The organism is Arthrobacter antioxidans (assembly GCF_023100725.1).
Classification (GTDB): Bacteria; Actinomycetota; Actinomycetes; order Actinomycetales; family Micrococcaceae; genus Arthrobacter_D; species Arthrobacter_D antioxidans.
On record NZ_CP095501.1, the window covers coordinates 2,773,283 to 2,791,814 of the forward strand.

At 63.7% G+C, this 18,532-nt stretch carries 19 protein-coding genes; 10 read left to right on the top strand and 9 right to left on the bottom strand.

What is annotated here, in order from left to right; all coding sequences use genetic code 11:
* Nucleotides 1-10 precede the first annotated feature (10 nt).
* Nucleotides 11-901 (bottom strand): alpha/beta fold hydrolase, encoded by an 891-nt coding sequence (locus MWM45_RS12710; RefSeq protein WP_247826760.1) that lies wholly within the window; start codon nucleotides 899-901, stop codon nucleotides 11-13.
* A 68-nt stretch (nucleotides 902-969) separates the two neighbouring features.
* On the opposite strand from MWM45_RS12710, the gene MWM45_RS12715 reads away from it, so the two are divergent.
* Nucleotides 970-1,518 carry a TetR/AcrR family transcriptional regulator gene (locus MWM45_RS12715; protein ID WP_247826761.1) on the top strand — a complete coding sequence of 183 codons (549 nt, stop codon included), beginning with the start codon at nucleotides 970-972 and terminating at the stop codon, nucleotides 1,516-1,518.
* Between the two features lie 85 nt (nucleotides 1,519-1,603).
* Here MWM45_RS12715 and MWM45_RS12720 read toward each other — a convergent pair whose 3' ends face one another.
* Nucleotides 1,604-2,059 carry a GNAT family N-acetyltransferase gene (locus MWM45_RS12720; protein WP_247826762.1) on the bottom strand — a complete coding sequence of 152 codons (456 nt, stop codon included), beginning with the start codon at nucleotides 2,057-2,059 and terminating at the stop codon, nucleotides 1,604-1,606.
* Between the two features lie 696 nt (nucleotides 2,060-2,755).
* On the opposite strand from MWM45_RS12720, the gene MWM45_RS12725 reads away from it, so the two are divergent.
* Both MWM45_RS12725 and MWM45_RS12730 read left to right on the top strand, forming a co-directional pair.
* A complete protein-coding gene (locus MWM45_RS12725) occupies nucleotides 2,756-2,932 on the top strand; it encodes a hypothetical protein (RefSeq protein ID WP_247826763.1) in 177 nt (58 codons plus the stop codon).
* A 260-nt stretch (nucleotides 2,933-3,192) separates the two neighbouring features.
* Nucleotides 3,193-5,913 carry a cation-translocating P-type ATPase gene (locus tag MWM45_RS12730; RefSeq protein ID WP_272496051.1) on the top strand — a complete coding sequence of 907 codons (2,721 nt, stop codon included), beginning with the start codon at nucleotides 3,193-3,195 and terminating at the stop codon, nucleotides 5,911-5,913.
* On the opposite strand, the gene MWM45_RS12735 is transcribed toward MWM45_RS12730, so the two are convergent.
* Entirely contained in the window at nucleotides 5,910-6,227 is a 318-nt protein-coding gene (locus tag MWM45_RS12735) for a TetR/AcrR family transcriptional regulator (protein ID WP_247826764.1), read from the bottom strand. The genes MWM45_RS12730 and MWM45_RS12735 overlap by 4 nt on opposite strands.
* Nucleotides 6,228-6,799: 572 nt before the next feature.
* Between MWM45_RS12735 and MWM45_RS12740 the strand changes: the two genes are divergently transcribed.
* The gene (locus tag MWM45_RS12740) at nucleotides 6,800-8,053 is read left to right on the top strand and encodes a GGDEF domain-containing protein (protein ID WP_247826765.1); all 1,254 of its coding nucleotides are present in this window, start codon (nucleotides 6,800-6,802) and stop codon (nucleotides 8,051-8,053) included.
* 890 nt (nucleotides 8,054-8,943) lie between these two features.
* Here the strand turns inward: MWM45_RS12740 and MWM45_RS12745 are convergent.
* Both MWM45_RS12745 and MWM45_RS12750 read right to left on the bottom strand, forming a co-directional pair.
* Nucleotides 8,944-9,366, bottom strand: a complete 423-nt coding sequence (locus tag MWM45_RS12745) for a PadR family transcriptional regulator (protein ID WP_247826766.1) — start codon at nucleotides 9,364-9,366, stop codon at nucleotides 8,944-8,946.
* Nucleotides 9,353-9,784 carry a hypothetical protein gene (locus MWM45_RS12750; RefSeq protein WP_247826767.1) on the bottom strand — a complete coding sequence of 144 codons (432 nt, stop codon included), beginning with the start codon at nucleotides 9,782-9,784 and terminating at the stop codon, nucleotides 9,353-9,355. The genes MWM45_RS12745 and MWM45_RS12750 overlap by 14 nt, the downstream gene beginning before the upstream one ends.
* Before the next feature lie 557 nt (nucleotides 9,785-10,341).
* Between MWM45_RS12750 and MWM45_RS12755 the strand changes: the two genes are divergently transcribed.
* Complete coding sequence (locus MWM45_RS12755) at nucleotides 10,342-11,184, top strand: universal stress protein (protein WP_247826768.1); 843 nt, start codon at nucleotides 10,342-10,344, stop codon at nucleotides 11,182-11,184.
* 817 nt (nucleotides 11,185-12,001) lie between these two features.
* Here the strand turns inward: MWM45_RS12755 and MWM45_RS12760 are convergent.
* Entirely contained in the window at nucleotides 12,002-12,763 is a 762-nt protein-coding gene (locus MWM45_RS12760; protein ID WP_247826769.1) for a GAF and ANTAR domain-containing protein, read from the bottom strand.
* A 717-nt stretch (nucleotides 12,764-13,480) separates the two neighbouring features.
* Between MWM45_RS12760 and MWM45_RS12765 the strand changes: the two genes are divergently transcribed.
* Both MWM45_RS12765 and MWM45_RS12770 read left to right on the top strand, forming a co-directional pair.
* Entirely contained in the window at nucleotides 13,481-14,224 is a 744-nt protein-coding gene (locus MWM45_RS12765; protein ID WP_247826770.1) for a GAF and ANTAR domain-containing protein, read from the top strand.
* Between the two features lie 373 nt (nucleotides 14,225-14,597).
* A complete protein-coding gene (locus tag MWM45_RS12770) occupies nucleotides 14,598-15,296 on the top strand; it encodes an ANTAR domain-containing protein (protein ID WP_247826771.1) in 699 nt (232 codons plus the stop codon).
* 66 nt (nucleotides 15,297-15,362) lie between these two features.
* On the opposite strand, the gene MWM45_RS12775 is transcribed toward MWM45_RS12770, so the two are convergent.
* Nucleotides 15,363-15,524 carry a hypothetical protein gene (locus tag MWM45_RS12775; protein ID WP_247826772.1) on the bottom strand — a complete coding sequence of 54 codons (162 nt, stop codon included), beginning with the start codon at nucleotides 15,522-15,524 and terminating at the stop codon, nucleotides 15,363-15,365.
* A 443-nt stretch (nucleotides 15,525-15,967) separates the two neighbouring features.
* A complete protein-coding gene (locus MWM45_RS12780) occupies nucleotides 15,968-16,405 on the bottom strand; it encodes a VOC family protein (protein ID WP_247826773.1) in 438 nt (145 codons plus the stop codon).
* Nucleotides 16,406-16,650: 245 nt separating this feature from the next.
* On the opposite strand from MWM45_RS12780, the gene MWM45_RS12785 reads away from it, so the two are divergent.
* Nucleotides 16,651-17,097, top strand: a complete 447-nt coding sequence (locus tag MWM45_RS12785; protein ID WP_247826774.1) for a hypothetical protein — start codon at nucleotides 16,651-16,653, stop codon at nucleotides 17,095-17,097.
* 195 nt (nucleotides 17,098-17,292) lie between these two features.
* Here MWM45_RS12785 and MWM45_RS12790 read toward each other — a convergent pair whose 3' ends face one another.
* Nucleotides 17,293-17,568: a hypothetical protein gene (locus MWM45_RS12790; protein WP_247826775.1), complete on the bottom strand. Its 276-nt coding sequence runs from the start codon at nucleotides 17,566-17,568 to the stop codon at nucleotides 17,293-17,295.
* Nucleotides 17,569-17,876: 308 nt separating this feature from the next.
* Here MWM45_RS12790 and MWM45_RS12795 point away from each other — a divergent pair, with 308 nt between their 5' ends.
* Both MWM45_RS12795 and MWM45_RS12800 read left to right on the top strand, forming a co-directional pair.
* Nucleotides 17,877-18,017, top strand: a complete 141-nt coding sequence (locus tag MWM45_RS12795) for a hypothetical protein (protein WP_247826776.1) — start codon at nucleotides 17,877-17,879, stop codon at nucleotides 18,015-18,017.
* A 258-nt stretch (nucleotides 18,018-18,275) separates the two neighbouring features.
* A complete protein-coding gene (locus tag MWM45_RS12800) occupies nucleotides 18,276-18,473 on the top strand; it encodes a hypothetical protein (RefSeq protein WP_247826777.1) in 198 nt (65 codons plus the stop codon).
* Nucleotides 18,474-18,532 lie beyond the last annotated feature (59 nt).

Here is an 18,532-nt window from a genome sequence, read left to right on the forward strand (position 1 = left end):
TCAGCTGCCTTCAACGGGCGGGCAGCTCCATGAATGCGCGGAGACGACGGGTGACCTCTGCGGGATTGTCGTCGACGAGGAAGTGCCCGCCGCCGGGGACAAACTCGACGGTCAGGTCCGGTGCGTCCTGAGGTGATACACCGAGTGCGTCATGTGGCAGGAGCCCGTCGTCGGCACCGAATAGCACGAGGGTAGGTGTGCGCAGAACCCGGCCACGGTAGGTCCCGCGCAGAATATTCATGAACCCAGGAAGTATCACTCGCCGGTAGAGCTTTGACGCCGCCCGCGCCCTTGCCGGATCGCGCAAGGCGGCGACGTACGCCTCGACGTCGTCGTCACGCATCGGCTGCACCTCGAATGACCGGAGCAGCCAGTACGCAAGCCGCTGACGCCCCCGCGACAGGAGCCTCGGGCCGAGCCCAGGCGTTGCGATCACCCACTGAAACCACAGGTGCGGCATTGCTCGCATCATCGCGCCCGCAAGCGTCGGGGTCATCCGGATGTACGGGGCAGGGACCGCGATCGCCGCATAGCGGCTGACACGGTCGGGATGACGGAGGCACACTTCGAAGCCGATGAGGGCACTCCAGTCGTGCGCCACGAGAGCCACTCGGTTGAGGCCCAGGGCGTCCAGCAGCCCGACCACGTCGGCAACCAGGGTGTCGAGGTCGTAGCCCTCCGCCGGGGCGTCGGTCTGACCGGCGCCACGGAGATCGGGAGCAATGACGCGAGCAGTATGGCTGAGGTGCGCCATCACCGCGGCGTACTCGCGCGAACTCTGGGGAAATCCGTGGAGCAACAGCACCGGTGTCCCCGACCCGGCCTCGACGACGTGCACCTTGAGTCCTGCCACCATCACCATGTGACCTCTGACGGCTGAGGCGCCCGCCTGCTCGTTCATGACTGCATTCTACTATTTTTCTAGTAGCGCTGTCACTAGAAACCTAGTGAACGAGTACTGTCTCTTTAGTGACCACTACCCGTGAGCGTGCCCTGGACGCGGCCGTTGAGCTCGTCGGCGAGCAAGGGATCCGCGCCCTCGTCCACGCGCGAGTGGACGAGCGAGCCGGCCTACCGAAGGGATCCACCTCGAACTGGTTCCGCACCAGGGACGCCCTCGTCGCGGGCGTCGTCGCGTGGCTCGCGGAGCGGGAACGCGGCGACTTCGATGCCGGAGCCGCCCCGGTGGTCAGGACCCCGGATCAGCTGATCGACGCGTTTGCGAGCCTCATCGATGCGGAGACGGGTCTCTTCTCAGGGCGTACCAGAGCGCGCTACGCGCTGTTTCTCGAGGGCGCAAACGACCCGCAGCTGCTCGAACCATTGCTCCAGCAGCGCAAGGTCTACGTCGAATGGGCAACAGACCTTCTCGCGGGAGTTGGAGCCGCTCGGCCGGCGGATGCCGTGCGGGCGCTGATGGCCGCCTCGGAAGGGCTCGTCCTGCATCGACTCACCGTGGATCCCACCGCGCCCGTGCGGCCGGTTGTCGAGCGCATCGTGCGCGCCTGCCTGGACTGATAGGTACTAACCCCGGGGGCCTCGGGGCGATGCCCGCCCCTAGAGATACCAGCTCAGCTAGCGGACGCCCATCATGCACGACACTTCACGCTTGGTCACGGGTGTCGGCGCGGGTCATGTGAATCACGGGGAGGTCGTCCTCAACTTTCTCGAGCCCGTCGGGCCGGAATCCGTGGTTGCGGTAGAACGCCTGCGCTCGAGGATTCGGGTCGGCTACCCATAGGGTTGCTGCTTCGCCCGGTGCGAGCACCGCTTCGAGCAGGCCCGTCCCGGCCCTTGACCCGTGCCATTGCTTCACCACGTACAGGACATAGAGCTGCAAAGGATCGGACTCCGTGACACCTGGCCCCGACATGGCGACCCCAACGATGCTTCCATTGACCTCCGCGACAGCTACTCGGTGGGCAATGAATCGTGGATCCGTCAGCACCGTTATCCATTGCCGCTCCCGGGCGGGGGTGAACTCCGGGTCATCGAGAATGCGATCAGAGATCAGGCCACGATAGGTTTCCCCCCACGCTTGAACAATGACCTGCGCCATCGCAGGGACATCGGCCAGTCGAGCAGGGCGAACCCTCATGATCCGAGGCATTTCGTGAGTATAGACATCCGCGTGTACCCGTCCAGGTCACGATCGGTGACTGGCAGCGGAAGAGAACGTAGGCGGCCAGCCAGGCATCGGCGAGGTGATGTGGAAGTCGGGAACAGCTGAGGCTTCAGCGAGCCGACCAATCAATGTCGGGGAGGGTGGCACTGCTGGACTCGGCTATTGCGGCAAAGGCCCGCCGGGGTGCCAGCCACCCCTGTTCCTTCCCGCGTCCGATCTGGCCGCTGGACGATGAAGGACTGGAAGGGAGTGCACTCGAGCCGGGTGCACTCCCTTCTTCATGCTTCATGCGACGCTGCCGAGCGGGACAAGAGACTCTCCTGCTGAGCTCCTCAATCTGTGGCGTGGTCCTGACGGCTCATCCACCTGTGGGCGGGTTGAGCTCAAAGCCGTCCACCTGTGGGTGAGCTGCCACCTCATCTCGGTACGCAATTGGCGCCCTGCACGGCAATTGGTGTGCGAAACACCTGGCATGGGCCGCACGAACCGTAATGTTAGCTGGGCGTCCGGCCCGTTGCTCATAGGTCAAGAACGGCTGGGCGCCCCGGTATCGTTGCGGATCATCCTCCAGAGGCACTGATAGCGTGCGGTCTCAGGGACGGATGAGAATGCTCGACCATTGGAGACATCGTGACCGAGCGCATCAGCCGCAACCACGCTACTTGGATCCTGCTCGCCATTACCGTTATTGGGCTCGCTGTCGCGGCCGTCGGCTACAGCTACCTTATTGCGAGCAACTGCGGGGCATCCGGGGCATCTGAGTTCTTTTCCTCCGTACGCACCTTTCACACGCAAGCCGGGTGTTAGGTGAAGCGCTTGGCGGAGACCCGCTCCATCTAGTCGGCGCTTTCTGAGGGCTGCACCGCTTAAGGATCGATCATTGCCTCTGTTCCGTCAGCCGTGAAGTCGTTCACGACTGTCTTCTCTCGGATCAGGCTGAACCCTCACACACCGTTTTTCTTACAGTCTCAGTCCAGTGAACAGCCCGCAGAACAGCTTGCTCCTCGTGGGCCGATAGCCTGACCTCGGGGCAACTGTTCCGGTAGTGCAGTCAAGGAGGATCTTCGATGGTTTCCAGCGTGTCCATGAAGCGCTGGCATAGTCGGTCGATCGCCGAGGTTGCTGCGGAACTGGAAGTGGACCCGTCCGTTGGCCTTGCCACTGCGGAGGTAAGCGCTCGGCAGGCACGGTTCGGATCGAACGTACTCGCGGACGATGTTCGGGTGCCGGTTTGGAGGAGGATCCTGCGGATCCTCGCGGACAGGATGATTTTGGTGCTCGTCGTCGCCGCGGTAGTGAGCGCCGTCGTGTCCCGGGAATGGGAGACACCGGTAGTCATTCTCGTAGTGATCGTGCTGAATGCTCTCTTGAACTATGTCCAGGAGAGCCGGGCGGAGCATAGTCTCGAGGCGCTGCGGACCCTATCCGTGGATACCTCGCGGGTCCGCAGGGACGGCCGCGAGGAGGAGATTTCCAACGAGCAACTTGTACCCGGCGATATTGTGCTGCTCGAAGCGGGGGAAACCATCCCGGCCGATGGGCGAATTCTGGAAGCGGCGCGGCTGCAGGTAGCGGAGTCCGCCCTGACTGGCGAATCACAGCCCTCGGACAAGACCAGCGCCCCCCTTGAAGATGCCTCATTGCCGGTCGGGGACCGGACAAACATGCTGTTCATGAACACGGACATCAGCCGTGGGCGGGCCGTGATGGTAGTCACCGATACCGGTATGGACACCCAGATCGGTGGCATAGCCACCCTGCTCGAAGGGGCAGGCAAAGCGAAGACCCCGCTGCAAATCAGAATCGACCAGCTTGCCCGACTACTGACCCTGGTGGCGCTGGCCGTGGTGGCCGTCGTCTTCATCCTCGGCCTCCTTCGCGGGCAGCCCCGGTCCGAGCTGCTCATCACCGCTGTATCGCTTGCCGTAGCGACCATCCCGGAAGGGCTCACCGCAGTTGTCGCCTTCACCCTCGCCATGGGCGCCTCCCGCTTGGCGCGCCGGGGCGCGATCATCAAGCAACTCTCCGCCGTGGAGACTCTGGGGAGCACCACCCACATCGCGACGGACAAAACCGGCACCCTCACCCTGAACGAAATGACAGCCAGGCGGCTGCACATCCTAGGACGTTCTTTCCGGATCACCGGTGAGGGATACTCTTCGGACGGAAAGATTCTCAGCGGCGACGGCGAACCGCTGCCCGTCATGTCCGATGCCCTGCTGGCCATGGCCCTGTGCAACGACGCCGGAATCCGGAACGGCAAGCTCGTGGGCGATCCGACGGAAGGCGCCCTGGTGGTGCTGGCTGAAAAAGGCGGAATCGACGTCGAAACGGTCCGCGACAATCACCCCCGACTGGCGGAAGTGCCGTTCGATGCCGCCTACAAATTCATGGCCACCTTCCATGAACAGGACTTCACCCGGGGAGACAAGAGCCCGGCCAGATTCCGCTGCTTCGTCAAGGGAGCACCGGGCGCCCTCCTCGAGCGGACGGATTCGATCCTCACCTCCGAGGGCATCGTTCCTCTGACCGACACGGGACGGACGGCACTCCAGCAGGTCATCCAGGTGATGGCCGCCGAGGGCTTACGTACCTTGATGACCGCCGGACGCCGATTGGACAGCGACCTGCCGACCGACGACGACGAGCTGCGTGCCGCCGTGGACCACCTGACCATGTACGCCGTCGTGGGTATCGTGGATCCACCCCGGACGGAGGCGGCGGACGCTATCGCGACGGCGTGCGCCGCAGGGATCTCCGTGCATATGATCACCGGTGACCATCTGGCCACAGCGTCCACCATCGCAGCGCAGCTCGGCATCCCCGGTGAAGCCGCCTCAGGCACGGAGCTCGACAAGCTGGACGCCGAGGAACTCAACAAGCGTGCCCCAGGATTCGGGGTACTCGCCCGTGTGGCACCGGAGCACAAAATCCGCGTGGTGAGGGCGCTGCAGCAGGACGGCAACATCGTGGCCATGACCGGCGACGGAGTGAACGACGCGCCAGCGCTGAAGCAAGCAGACATCGGCATCGCCATGGGCATCACCGGCACAGACGTGTCCAAGGGTGCAGCGAAGATGATCCTGACGGATGACAACTTCGCCACGATCATCTCCGCTGTCCAGGAAGGCCGAGGAATCTACGCGAACATCATCAAGTTCGTGAAGTTCCAGCTGACCACGGCATGGGGGTTCGTCCTGATCTTCCTCACCGCCGGAGTCCTCGGCGTAGCTGGCGGCGCCCCGTTCACCGCGCTGCAGATCCTGTGGGTCAACATCATCATGGACGGCCCGCCCGCCCTGGCGCTGGGCGTAGATCCGGCCGAACCCGACATCATGAAACAGAAGCCGCGCCCGGCCGATGAACCGTTGCTGACCCGCGACCGGCTCCTGCGAATCCTGGGACTCGGCCTCGTCATGGCAGCGGGCACCATCTCCGTCCTTATCCTGGCACCCACCCTGTTCCCGGAAACCGCTGCTGATCCACTGCTCGCGACCACCCTTGCGTACACCACCTTCGTCTTCTTCCAGGTCTTCAACCTGCTCAACGTCCGCTCGGAATCCGGCTCCGTATTCTCACTCCAGACGTTCACCAACCGCAGCATCTGGGTGGCCCTGCTGGCGGTGGTGGTACTACAGATCCTCGTCGTCAACCTCGACATACTGCAGCGGTTCTTCGACACCACGGAACTCAGCTCCACGCAGTGGGGACTGGCGGTGCTCATCGCATCATCCGTGCTGTGGGTCGAGGAGATCCGCAAGGCGATCGTCCGGTCCCGCCACCGCTAGCCCGGCGGCACAACCCGGCGAAGTCCTCGGTCTGGAACCACTCGTCTGAAGATGTCAAAAATCGCCAGGAGTTGACCCTGCGCAGAGTCCCCCCGCTTCTGCGATTTGGCACCCAGATAGCCGATTGTGAAAAGACCCCGCCGACGATCGAGAAACGCCCTGACCAGGTCGTTCTTGGACGGGAAATGGCTGTAGAAGGACGCCTTCGCAACACCCGCGGCATGGATGATCTCATTGATGCCCACCGCCCGGACGCCTCGCTGGACGAACAGGTCGTAGGACGCATCACGGATCCGCTGCCGCGCGTCCTTCACAGGACGTTCCACTATTTGAGGCATACTCCCTCTACCGTCGGGATGATGACCGATCCTAACCATACGAGTTGTGGACAGACCAGTCTGTACGCCTACGATTGGGTTGCTCGTCGCCCCCCATCGATGAGCAAGCAGCGGACGTGAGACCCCCGCGTGCGGTGGTGGTACTGGTTCCTGAGTAAAAGGCTAGTACCACCACGCCCGCGTTCAGCAAGCGGGAGGCGGACAGCATCCGGTGCGTCCCGCGAATGCCCCGACACACCCTTGGACGGTACAACCGTCTGCCTGCCCCTTCCCTGCCCGGGCCCTGAAGCCCAAATCGCCGATGCCGTGACTGCTCATATAGTGCCGCGGCGTCGTTGCCCGGCGTCTCCGGCCGGAACGTGGACCGTGTGCTCTCCCAACCGACCTCGGGAACTGGCTGGTGGAATACTGATGCCCACCACCAGAGGGGAAAAAGACATGACAGCGATGCCGGAGCACCTACCGGACCACCCAGGTGATCAGTCATCGGGCCCTTGCTCGGATTGCTTTTGTGAGGTTGCGTCGGGCCCGCCGCGACGGGAGCACGAGTGAAGCTGGATGTGATCACCCTGCAGGTCGCGTTCGGGCTGATCGCGGTGACACTGCTGGTGCTGTTCTACGGGGTCAGTGTCCGCCAGCAGCAATCCACCTACAGCAAGTGGTGGTGTGCGGCCATCGCCTGTTTCCTCACCGGAACAGCCCTCTACTTGCTGGACGGGACGCGTCATCAGGTGTGGGCCAACCCGGCCGGCAACGCGCTCCTCGTCGCGGGGGCTGCCTGCGTGTGGGGCGGGGCGAGAGTGCTGCGCGCACTGCCCCCGAAGCGCTGGTTGATCCTTGCACCGCCAATCATCACGATCCTCGCGTCCGCCCTCGACAGTCCCTCGACGAACACGTGGTCCGCGGGAGGGTTCCTGCTGGGCTTCATGACCTTCTTCATCGCACTGGCGTCCTTCGAGACCTGGCGGCTGAAACCGGACATCACCACCACCCAACGCCCACTGGGCGTAGCCTCCGCACTGCTCGGCCTCTACTACTTCGGCCGGTGGATCGCTTTCCTGACGGCAGGACCGGACTCCTACACGTTCACCACCTACTTCGGCACGGTACCGACAACCATGTTCACCATGGTGCTGCTGCTCATCGTGTCCTTCACCATGGCCACGCTCAGCACCGAACAAGCCCTCCGCGACCTCAAAGCCCAGGCCAGCCACGACGACCTCACCCAAATCCTGAACCGGCGCGGGTTCCTCGATCTTGCCACCGCCGAGATCCGGCGGCTGCACAGCAAGGACACACCCTGCACCGTCATCCTGGCCGACATGGACTACTTCAAACAGATCAACGACACCTACGGACATCCAGCAGGAGATGCCGTCCTCCAGGCTGTAGCCACAGCCTGCACCCGCGCGATCCGTTCAACAGATCTCGTCGGCCGCTACGGCGGGGAGGAATTCATTCTTCTTCTGCCCGGCGCAACCCCGGACACAGGAGACCTTGTCAGCGGCCTGATCAGCCGTACCCTGCGCTCCATGCAACCGGCCTTCGATTTCCCACTGCCGACCATCAGCTACGGAATAGCACCCCTCGCACCCGGACCCGACCGGCTCGAGGCCGCCATCGCTGCCGCTGACACTGCTCTCTACGATGCGAAAAGTGCTGGACGCGATCGGGCGGTTCAAGCCCATTTCGCCCACCACGAGCGCCCCGAACCGCCCCGAATCGCCCCGGCGATCCCAGGCACGCAAGGACAGGTCCACGATCGGGCCGCACACGAGCACCCATCGCCCGGACAGCCCTGAAAAGCAAAATCACCCGGACCAGTACCCAATAACGTGAGAACGATGCTGGCCGCCGCGCCACTCAAGACAGGCAGCCCACCATCCGCCGCGCGACGTCGTGGTGGGCGCGGTGCCGTCGACCACCACGAGGTCGCCCATTGCTGGCTGGGCAGGAGCGGGCCCCTCAACCAGTAGGAGGAGCATGGTCCCGGCGCTGCCTAGGCGAGCTTCAGACCGGGTCGGCGAGCGAGTGTCACGGCGACTCTGCGGAGTGCTACTCCGAACGCCTCAGAGCCAATCCCCGCAGCGTCGCCGCAATGTCCTCGATAGACTGCTGCACCCACGCGAACCCGTCGTCATCGGTCATCTGCGACTCAACGTCGGGGGTGCCCGACCGGTGTACCAGCGCGAGGCGGGCAACCGAACCCTTGAGGTGCTCGAGCAGCGCATCCGTCTCCGTGGGGAGCTGATGGAGCAGAGGGTCTCTGTCATGCGGGTAGCGCCCGCTGGGCACCCCATGGAGCGGGGTCCGCTGCGGCGTGCCAGCGCCCGTGGGCGTGGGCGTACCAGCGGACGGGCACTGTGTACTCATGAATCTGAGACCTCGGCGTGTGACGGCGGCCCCCTGAATCTCAAGGAGGCAAGAATGGCGTTGACGAAGACAGTCTGCCAGCACTCAGCCGTGTTCCGTGCGAGTTCACGTAACAGGAATCACGCGAGTTACCGCAGAGTAGGGCAGCGCGTTCGTCGCCGCTGATTTCAGCACAGCCAACTGCGAGTTGTGGCTTCCGGTAGAACGCACCTGACCAGGCAGCCAGCAACAAGACAGTCATGCCCGCGGGCGCGCGGTGCGCTATCCAGAGGACATCATGCCTGCGATGGAATGGTTGGTGCACAGTGAGGAGATTCGCTCACCTCGGTTGGGCGTGCCGGGCGGTAGCGGTGGCGTCTTGGAAGAGCTTGGTGGTCATGTATGCCATTGGCCCCCGGAGGTAGCCTGCCAGGACTCGTTCACCGGAGGCGGTGAGTTCGTAGATCTTGCGCTTGGCGCCGGTGCCGGCTGAGGGCTTTAGGGTGTGGGTGATGAGATTCAGGCCTTCCGCCCGCCGCAGGGCCCGGTGCATGCTCTGCTCGTCCACCGCCAGGTAGGCGCCGCTCAGATCGGTGATGAAGTCGCGGATCTGGCCGGACCACCGCGGTTGCCCGGACAGTGCCAGCAGGATGAAGAGCATCAACGTGCTCTTCTTATGGGTGTCGGTCCACGCTACGAGGACTTTGCCCTCATAGTCGGACAGTTCGAGGTCAGGTTCGACCGGCGGTTCAGACTTCGACATGCTCATAGCCCCTGCTGACCATGGCACCGATCGTGTGAGCCAGGAGTCCGGCGCCCCACAGCACGGTCATCGACACCAGAGGACCTGACCAGCCCTGCTGCAGCGTCTCATCGCGCCCACCGAGCATCAGGATCCATGCGTGCACCCAGAAGCTGCCGTTGATGATGAGGTAGGCGACAGCGTGGGCGAAGTAGATCCCATACGCGCGTTGGCGCAGTGCGGTCGCATTCCTCGCCATGAAGACCACCATGTAGAGCGCCACCGCCGCGAGCAGCAGCGCGGTGCCGGCGGTGACTCGTCCGTCTGTGACGAAGGCGGTGTATCCCTGGACGACCAGTACGCCGACGACCAGGGCGACCGTGTACCGGGTGAGTCCTTGATTGGTGATCGGGGTGACGCCGTCGGGTCGGGTTTCCATACCAGGCTCCTTAGTAGACTGTTGGTATAGTACCTACGGTTGAAAGCTCCGTCCAGAGAAGTCGACTGCTGAACACATTTCGGGCCACCCTCTATCGACGCATCTCGAACCTCGACGCGCAAAGATGGTCACATCGCACCCTCACAGTGCCCTGTGATTCCGGACGTGGGGCAGCAATCATTCCCGCACATGCCCCGGCGCTACCGGACAAGACCGCCCATCGTCGACGCGCCAGCCCCAGTACTGGAAGCACACCGCACACGGCGTTGGTCGGCTAGCGAAGAAGCCGGCATACCAGCACGAGAACCTAATTGTTGGTGCGAGGGTGAGCTACGGGTGAGTGAATACGTTCTGTAGGAACAGACCCGACAGGAACACGATCGCGAGCATGGGCAACAGCGTCATCTCGCTCATTGTGTCTTCGGTGTGGCCCCTTCTCTCCCTCGATAGCCGGTGGTGGAGGAGTAGGCCGCACACTGGGGGTACCTGGCTGTTATCGGACGCGGTCCATGAAATCTCACATGGGCTCTGCAGCTACCCGAGGTAGGAGTAACGGCATGGATACCATCAGCACCCCGTCTAAACCGATCATTGTCGGCTATGACGGTTCAGACGGTTCACAACGGGCGGTGCGCTGGGCAGCTCGACACGCAGCAGCGACCGGATCATCCCTGCTCGTGGTTCATTGCTGGGCTTGGCCGCTTTTTACCAGCAACTTGGGCCCTGTGACGGGCATGGAAGACAGCGGGCTGCGAAACGATGCGGAGAGAATAGCGTCGGAGGGTTCCGACCTCGCCGCGCATACAGCACCCGATATCGCGGTCAGCCAACGTCTCATTACCGGTTTTCCTGCCGAAGTGATGACGAAACTTTCTGCAGAAGCATCCCTGCTCGTCACGGGCACCCGTGGACTCGGAGGTTTCTCTGGACTGCTCATCGGATCGGTCAGCCTGCACCTGGCCGCCAGCGCATCCTGCCCCGTCGCGGTCGTGCGCGAGGAACAGCCTTCGCCTGACCGCATCCTGGTCGCCGTCGATGGATCACCCGAGAGTGACCGTGCAGTGCTGACAGCTGCAGACCTGGCGAAAGCCCTGAGCCAATCTCTCCATCTCCTCCATGCGCTTCCCGATCGCCGGCACCTGGCCGAAGAGATGCCCGACGCTGAGCGCGACCCCATCATCCAACAGTCACTGAACCTGCTTCCGCACAACACCAATCTCACGGTCGCCGACGAATCCATCAGCGCCGGTTCGGTCCCGGGAGCGATCATCGAGCGCGCCAGTGCCGCAGCTTGCGTTGTCCTCGGCGCGAAAGGCCGCAACACCCTGGGCGCCCGTCTCGGATCAACCGTCCACGCCGTACTGCACCACTCCAAGGGAAATGTCATCGTCGTCCGCTAATGTATTCGGGGTGAAACCGGCGGCTTCCCCACCTTTCGCCGTGGGTCCTTCCCACGATGCTGTCCGGGCCCGGTCCCGACTGCTTCTTTTTCGCCACCCCTCATTCTCAGGGCGGCCGTCGGAAAAGTTCCATCGGGGACGGTCGAAGGCTGAGGCACCTGCCGCCCCATGGACACCAAATACGGCTTTATGCTCCGCTGCTCTCCCCCACACGCACCCGGACCACAGGAACCGAGACTGGTCTGCAGGGCCACCTACGTCACGGTCACCGAAGACTCAACCTCGAACGATCCTCACTTGGAGGTTCTTGAGGTGCAGGGTTGCTTGCCATGGCTGCGCTGGGAAGGGTTAGTGATGGGGACGGCGAAGTAGGTGGGAAGGTCCTCGTACGTGAACATGCCGAGGCCTTTCTCGTTGATTGCAGTTGGTAGTTCGAGCTTCGTTGCGTCGAACTGTGGTTGCATGACGGTGACGGGTTTGAGTGGCCCCGGCAGCACCCGTCGTGCCGGTCATCCACTTGTGGGCGGGTGAAGTCCGAAGGGTGGAGCTCAAGCCGTCCACCTGTGGGTGAGCTGCCGTTTCATCGCGGAACCCGAGAGTCGCCCCGTATGAGGATCCTGCCCGTTCAGGCAGCCGGACGTCGGTGCAGAAGCGTGGCGCTCAGTACGGCTGCCAGCCAAGACTGGGCGCCACGCCAACGCTCCATCACCTGAACGGCGTCGAATTGTGCGGCCCACGTTCGCCTACCGAGCATCAACGTCCTTTCTGGATCACCTCGGTATTCAGCAGGGGCCTAGGCGCATTCGTCGTCGGCGTTTCAGATCCGGGGGCTTTGGTCTCCTCCTGCGAGTTCACCGGTGGCCACGAGGTGATCGACGACCTTGCGCAGTTTCGACTGGGTCCGCGAGCTGGCCTGGGTCAGCACCATGAAGGCCTGTTCGGCGGTGATCTTGTGGCGTTCCATGAGGATCCCCTTGGCCTGACCGATGATGTCCCTGGAATCGACTGCCTCTCTGAGTTGCCGTGACTCCTCGGCCTCGGCGAACGCGACGGCGGCATGGGAGGCGATCAGGAGACCGATGTTCTCCGACTCGTCCGTGAAACCATTGGCCTCGTACGAGTAGAGGTTCAGGGCCCCGAGATCGTCGCCCGTGACCCAGATCTGGATCGACAGCATCCCCCGGGCTCCCGCTTCAGCGGCACGCTCGGCGAACTTCGGCCACCGTTGCTCGGCCCCCATATCCGGGACACGTACGGTCTGGTGCTCGTACGCGGCCTGCAGGCAGGGCCCTTCGCCGGTCTCCATCTGCAGTGCGTCGATGCGCGCCGGGAGAGGACCGGAAGGGACACGGGATCCGACGTTCTTCCTGCCCAGGACCACACTGACGGAGCCCTCATCGGCCCCCGGAATCAGCCTCAGTGCCGCGCTGACGAATCCTGCGAGGACCGTGTCCCCGTCGGGCTCCTGCTGCAGCAACCGTGCGAGTTCCGCCAGTTCGGTCGCAAGGTCTCGGTCCTGGCCGTCTCCGTCATGGTGGGCGGAGGGCTCGCCTCGGCCTGAGGTGTCTTGCTTGCTCACTGGGCGTCCATTCTGGCCATCGCGCTATCCGCGGATTCTGCTTCGTAGGTCGAAGGGGTGCAATTTTTCACCCCGTCAGCTTGTCAGACACCGCACAGCGGCCAGCGGATCAATTCGTGGTGCGACATGGGTTGCGCGGCAACGCGACAAGAGCAACCCGGCGTCTACCCAGTGACAAGCACACCTGTCAGGCTGCGCACACCCGTCAAACCACATTGCGTATGGGCGGGGTCCCGCGGTCGATTGGCTAATGAGACTCCATGCGTCAAGCAGCCGGCAGCACGGGTCTCGTCGCAAGTTTCAGGGTTGCCCCGGCCGCCCTGCAATCTTCCCTCATCGGTCCGCCGCAGCACCCGTGACAGTCGCTCGCAGAGGCCGCTCAAGAGGCAACCGCTAAGGGTCGCCCACCCTGCTATCGCTAAGCGGAGCCCGCCGAGCACGAGAGAGATTCCTGGGGCTCACGTAGTGAGGCTTCCGGGCCCGACTGTCCTTGACGAATTCCCGGGGTCTACCTGGTGTAGCTGCAGGTCGCGTCATGGGAGACCACAGGTGAGCAACAAATGCTGAGAATGCGTCGCGTATTGCTTACCTTCACCTGTTCTGTGGCGTGCCTGTGTGGGTGTCAATGCGCAACGACACGGACTATAGTCAGCACCGCGCCGCCCTACTGATCGTGATCCCACGTCTCGAAGGTGTCGAAGATGGTCGAGGAAACTCATGGTGAAAAGGGGCATGCCGTCGTCTCACCACGATGGCGGTGAGCGGGTGCGTGATCTGGCCACGGAACTGGCCGAGCTCGCCCGGTCGCTGCAGCAGGAACCGGACTCGGACGCGATCCTGAGCGGGTTCGTCCACGCAGCACTGGACCTGATTCCCGGGGTCGATGAAGGATCCGTCAGCGTCGTCCTGGGACGCAAGAAAATCGGATCCCGCGCCCCCTCCGGAGGCCTTCCCGCGCGCATCGACGCCCTGCAGATGGAAACCGGTCAGGGCCCATGCCTGGAGGCTGCCTACGAGCAGCGCACCGTGCGGGTCGCCGACATGGCGCATGAGGAGCGGTGGCCGCTCTTCGCACAGCGGGCCACCGAGGCCGGCGCCCGGGGGATGCTCTCCATCCAGTTGTGGGTCGAAGGCGATGACCTCGGCGCGCTGAACCTCTACTCGTACGAGGCGGACGCGTTCACGGACGAGTCCGAGAACATCGGGCTGCTGGTCGCTTCCCACGCGTCGGTGGCGTTCGCCGAGGCCGAAAAGAGCCGGCAACTCCATGAGGCAGTGAACTCCCGGGATGTCATCGGCCAGGCCAAGGGCATCCTGATGGAACGCCACAAGATCACCGGCGAGCAGGCGTTCATCGTGCTGTCCATCGCCAGCCAGCGCGCCCACATCAAGGTCTGGGATGTCGCCGATCACCTCATCAATAGCGGTGAACTCCCCGGTCGGAAGTACATCGCACGCTGACGAATGCTGTACCAGTTTCTCCGGTGATGAGCACGTCCTATCTGGAGATGGGCTAGCGAAGCGGCGACAGTCCAACCCTGGACATACTTGGAACACCCCTAACGATGTCCCGGATTCGTCCGCGGACTCAGCCGGATTACACCGACGAGCCTCGTGCACGAACGTGGGAGTCCCTCCGGTGGTCAAGCAGCCGGCTTCCGGAGGGACACCGGCAAGCCGCGGCCCTCCCCCTCGTAGCCAGGGCGGGTAGTACCCCTCGTGGAGGCGCCGGGTCGGTAGGGTAGCCCGGGATTACATGGCGCTTGGTAGTCTGCTCCTTTGAGGTCCGGGTTAAGACGCTAGCCCGGACCAGAGCGCGTCGAACGGCTCCCCCATGACCTCCACGGTTGATCCCTCTGTGCCCCTGTCCGGGGCCGCGTCCAGTGGCGAGTCCGACGCTGTGTCCAGTGTCGAGTACTTCATCGACTGCCCGACCGGCACCGTGGAGCACTACTTCGCCGACGACACCTACAACTGGTCGGACGAGCTGTACAGGATCCACGGCTACGAACGCGGCGACATCGTCCCCACCCTGGAACTGGGCATGTCCCACTTCGACCCCGCAGACCGGGACGCCGTCCGTGCTTTTTGGACCAAGGTCACCACGACCGGCGGACCATCATCGGTCTACGCATCCCTCCGCGACCTGAACGGCAACACCCGCAAACTCCTCATCTCCGCGGACCTGATCGTCGAGGACACCGAGCCCATCGGGGTCTGGGCGCTGGTCGTGGACCTCACCCGCTCCATCCACGCCGACCGCACCCAGCTCGCCAACGAAGCCGTCGCCGCATCCGCCCTCCGCCGGGCCGTCATCGAGCAGGCCAAAGGCATCCTCATGGGCAGGGCCGGTCTCACCGCGACCGAAGCGTTCGCGCAGATCAGCTCCCACAGTCAGCACACGAACCGCAAGGTCGTCGTCATCGCCCAGGAGATCATCGACCGGGCCGTGGCACTCACCCGCCAGGACCAGCACCAGGATCAGGACCGGGTCCGCGATAGGGCGGTGCAGGAGCTCTTCCGGGCCCTCTGACCACCCAGGCTCTCCGGCGGCGAAACCCATGCCCGGACCCAATCACAACCGATGGGCTGCAACCCCTCAATCGGGGGCGGACGTCGTCCGGTTCGTGAAAGCCTGCGCGCGGGTCGCGAGTTCCGCGCACAGAACCTCGTACTCGGCCCGGGCACCCCATACCGGGAAGTCAGCGTCCAGTGCGGCAAACGCTTCATCGCACAGCTGGTGTAGCTGCTGGATGGACATGGCGGAACACTCAGCCGCTGTGAATCTTTCCTCCCCCAGCTCCCACGCATGCTCGAGCGCTTCGAATCTCCGATCGGAGGTGACCACCGTTACCGGGCCGTCTGGGTCGGGGAGTTCCTGCTGCAACCCGGCAGGGACCTCAGTAGGCTCCGCGGTGAGAACGGGACGGGGTGCGGCGGGGTGAGGATTCGTGGTTTTCATGGGTGCCTAACATCGGCGCTACCCGAGGCTGCTTTCTGAACCCTGAGTCCCTCGAAGCGTAGGCTTCTCTGTCCCGCATAGATAGCGGGCACCGGTCTCGAAAAATGGTCGTGGCGACCGTGATAGAGCTGTGCTTAGATTCATCCGTTCATGGATGAACATCATTCAAAGCTGACGATGCGCACCGCACGGGGGCTTGGGTGGGAGCGGTCCCCTTGGTGGGGCTGCGCAGGTCCTGACCTTCAGGTCTTCCTGAGTTCCTCCGCGAGCATCACGATGATGCCGCTGGGTCCGCGGACGTAGGCGAGCTTGTAGGCGTCCTGGTAGGTCGCTACGCCCCGCAGCGGGCGACAACCATGTCGCGCAGCAATTTGCAGGGCTTCGTCGATGTCGTCCACGGAGAACGCGACGCGGTGCATGCCGATGTCGTTAGGGCGCGTGGGGTCGGACTCGATCGCTTCGGGGTGGATGTATTCGAAGAGTTCCAGGCGTCCGTGGCCGTCTGGCGTTTGGAGCATCGCGATTCTTGCGTGGTTGCCCTCGAGGCCGACGGCCGTGTCCGCCCACTCGCCGCTGACCGTGTCACGGCCAATGACCTCGAGACCGAGGTCTGTGAAGAAGGAGATCGTAGCGTCGAGATCTCGAACGGCGATGCCAACGTTCTCAAACTTAATGGCCATACCTCGCACGCTACCGAGTAGGGCAGTACAACACCAGAAGCGACAGGGCCCGAACGACCATGCCGTCGACTATCAGGTTGTCCGAACGGGCGGCACCTAGCACCCTCATAGCGAGCACCCCGACAAGGGGGCCGCGCCGCCGGAAGGCCTGGCCGCCTCTCAGCAGCGCCCGGTGTCAATCCGCGGGCAGGTAGGGGCGAAAAACCTCTATGAACCCTTTGCTGCTCAGGAGAAGGATGAGTTCCATGATGCCCGTGTTGGACCTGAGTACTGTGTGTGCGCTGGCGGTCGACCTCACCTCGCCAGAGGAAGCGTTGGGGTTCCTCGACCGGTTCCAGGCAGGCTTACCTCACCGCGTCCACACCATCCACGGGGCTTTCGCCGCGCGGGATCCCGGACAGGTGACCGCCGCCCTCACGAGCCTGCACCGTCATGCGCTGACAGTCGGCGCCCTGCAACTCCACGCGATTACCGGTCACGCTCTCACCACGGTCGGCCCTGACCTGCCCCGGGCCGGTAGCGCCCCGATGATCGCCATCGACCACCGCTACTTGCGAACCCTCGCCGCGGAAGCAACTCTCGTCACGTACGCGTATCTCGCGCTGCGTTCGAACCCGGCACTCCTTACTCCCCCGCGAACCGGCATGCCCTCAGCAGTGTCCCTCTCAGAGTCGGGTGGTGCTTGGCGTTGACGTTCGTCCGGCCTCGTCCCAGCCCACCGATGCAGATGAGAGTGTCGCCCCTATCGTGCTCGCCGTTGTCACCGGCCCCGTGGTGGGTGGCGGCACCCTGAACGCGGGCCAGGACGGCTGGGGGCGGACGCTATCAGCGGACTACGGGAGATCCACTTCGTCCCCGTCGGGGTGCGCACTGCCGAGGGATGCCCTCTACACCTGGTCTTGTAGGGGCTCGGGAAGTGCCAGTTCATCGTCGAAGGCTGCCTTGGGCCGTGGCGGCAATGCATCGATCATCTCGTTGAGCGCATGGGCAACGAGGTTTCGTTCCCCTGCCGGAAGTGGATGCGCGCCGTGCAGATACGCGTCGAGCTCGAAAGCCCGCAGGTTGCCACCGACGCTGAAGTAGTGCAACCAGAGCTCCTGCGCTGTCAGTCCGGCGGCCGTGGCGGCGAGCTGCGCACTGTGTTGTTGAGGGCATTCGATCATGGCAGGACCTGCTTACGCGTGCGACCGGAGGGAAAACATGCCCGTGCTCTTGATGCACTGCTGAAGAACCGGGATACCTCCAGATGGACACTCAGTACCCCAATTTTAGGTCCCAGGCGTGAAACGCAGGGGAAATACCCTCGTCCAGACCTGTCCCAAGAACGGGGTATGGGATCCGGTGATTGCAATCGGGTTGACGCTCCAAGGCGCCTACGACTGACTCGGTCGTCCGAAGGGACAGCAAGCTGACGTCACCGAAGATGCTCATGGACGGTCCCGACCAGTCCGTCTTCGAGTAGTGCACTCGAGTGTCAGATTCTGAAGTCACCTGGAACGGCAACCGCTGGGACGGCGGCAGTGGGACAGTTGACACCGCCGACATCGCCTTCCGTTTCGACATCCCGGAGGTAATCCAGTTCACCTGGAAGCACGTCATCGAGAACGGCTGACTCGGCGGCTTCTTCTACCGGCCCAAATCCGAAGGTGTCAACGACAATCGTCCGCTCGTTGAAAGCTACCTGGCCCGGTATCGTCAGACGCTGGCCTTCAAGCAGATCGAGCCAACGGTCATCGAACGCCTCATCCGTGGGTTCTTCGGCGCGGACCTCTTCCAGAAAATCATCGACGTCGTCGAGCCTGCCTGAGCGCCGGCGGCAACGAATCCACAGTCAGGGCCGACTCGGCCCTACCGACAAGAGAGCACGCCCATGATCACCCGCCCCGGCGAGTACCACGACGCCACCTCGACGGTTCCCATTCCGCAATCCCAGCGGACCCTCGATCTCATCGAGCGGGGCCGACTGATGCCTCCACTGCCCATCCAGGTCGTGCTGCGTCAGAGCGTCTCGGCGCGGGTCATCCCGCTGCCCGCACCACTGCCGACACTCGATGCTGAGGCGGCGTAGCGGCGGCTCCGGCCCGCGGTCACAGCTGCCAGCTCTGCTACACACACGACCGGTAGACA

Excerpts from the sequence above, each read along its gene's own strand:
- MWM45_RS12745 (WP_247826766.1), bottom strand. The coding sequence starts at position 9,366 with ATGTCGAAGTCTGAACCGCCGGTCGAACCTGACCTCGAACTGTCCGAC.
- MWM45_RS12780 (WP_247826773.1), bottom strand. The coding sequence starts at position 16,405 with ATGGCCATTAAGTTTGAGAACGTTGGCATCGCCGTTCGAGATCTCGAC.
- MWM45_RS12720 (WP_247826762.1), bottom strand. The coding sequence starts at position 2,059 with ATGGCGCAGGTCATTGTTCAAGCGTGGGGGGAAACCTATCGTGGCCTG.
- MWM45_RS12785 (WP_247826774.1), top strand. The coding sequence starts at position 16,651 with ATGATGCCCGTGTTGGACCTGAGTACTGTGTGTGCGCTGGCGGTCGAC.
- MWM45_RS12765 (WP_247826770.1), top strand. The coding sequence starts at position 13,481 with ATGGTGAAAAGGGGCATGCCGTCGTCTCACCACGATGGCGGTGAGCGG.
- MWM45_RS12755 (WP_247826768.1), top strand. The coding sequence starts at position 10,342 with ATGGATACCATCAGCACCCCGTCTAAACCGATCATTGTCGGCTATGAC.
- MWM45_RS12750 (WP_247826767.1), bottom strand. The coding sequence starts at position 9,784 with ATGGAAACCCGACCCGACGGCGTCACCCCGATCACCAATCAAGGACTC.
- MWM45_RS12710 (WP_247826760.1), bottom strand. The coding sequence starts at position 901 with ATGAACGAGCAGGCGGGCGCCTCAGCCGTCAGAGGTCACATGGTGATG.
- MWM45_RS12775 (WP_247826772.1), bottom strand. The coding sequence starts at position 15,524 with ATGTCCATCCAGCAGCTACACCAGCTGTGCGATGAAGCGTTTGCCGCA.
- MWM45_RS12800 (WP_247826777.1), top strand. The coding sequence starts at position 18,276 with ATGATCACCCGCCCCGGCGAGTACCACGACGCCACCTCGACGGTTCCC.
- MWM45_RS12730 (WP_272496051.1), top strand. The coding sequence starts at position 3,193 with ATGGTTTCCAGCGTGTCCATGAAGCGCTGGCATAGTCGGTCGATCGCC.
- MWM45_RS12770 (WP_247826771.1), top strand. The coding sequence starts at position 14,598 with ATGACCTCCACGGTTGATCCCTCTGTGCCCCTGTCCGGGGCCGCGTCC.
- MWM45_RS12790 (WP_247826775.1), bottom strand. The coding sequence starts at position 17,568 with ATGATCGAATGCCCTCAACAACACAGTGCGCAGCTCGCCGCCACGGCC.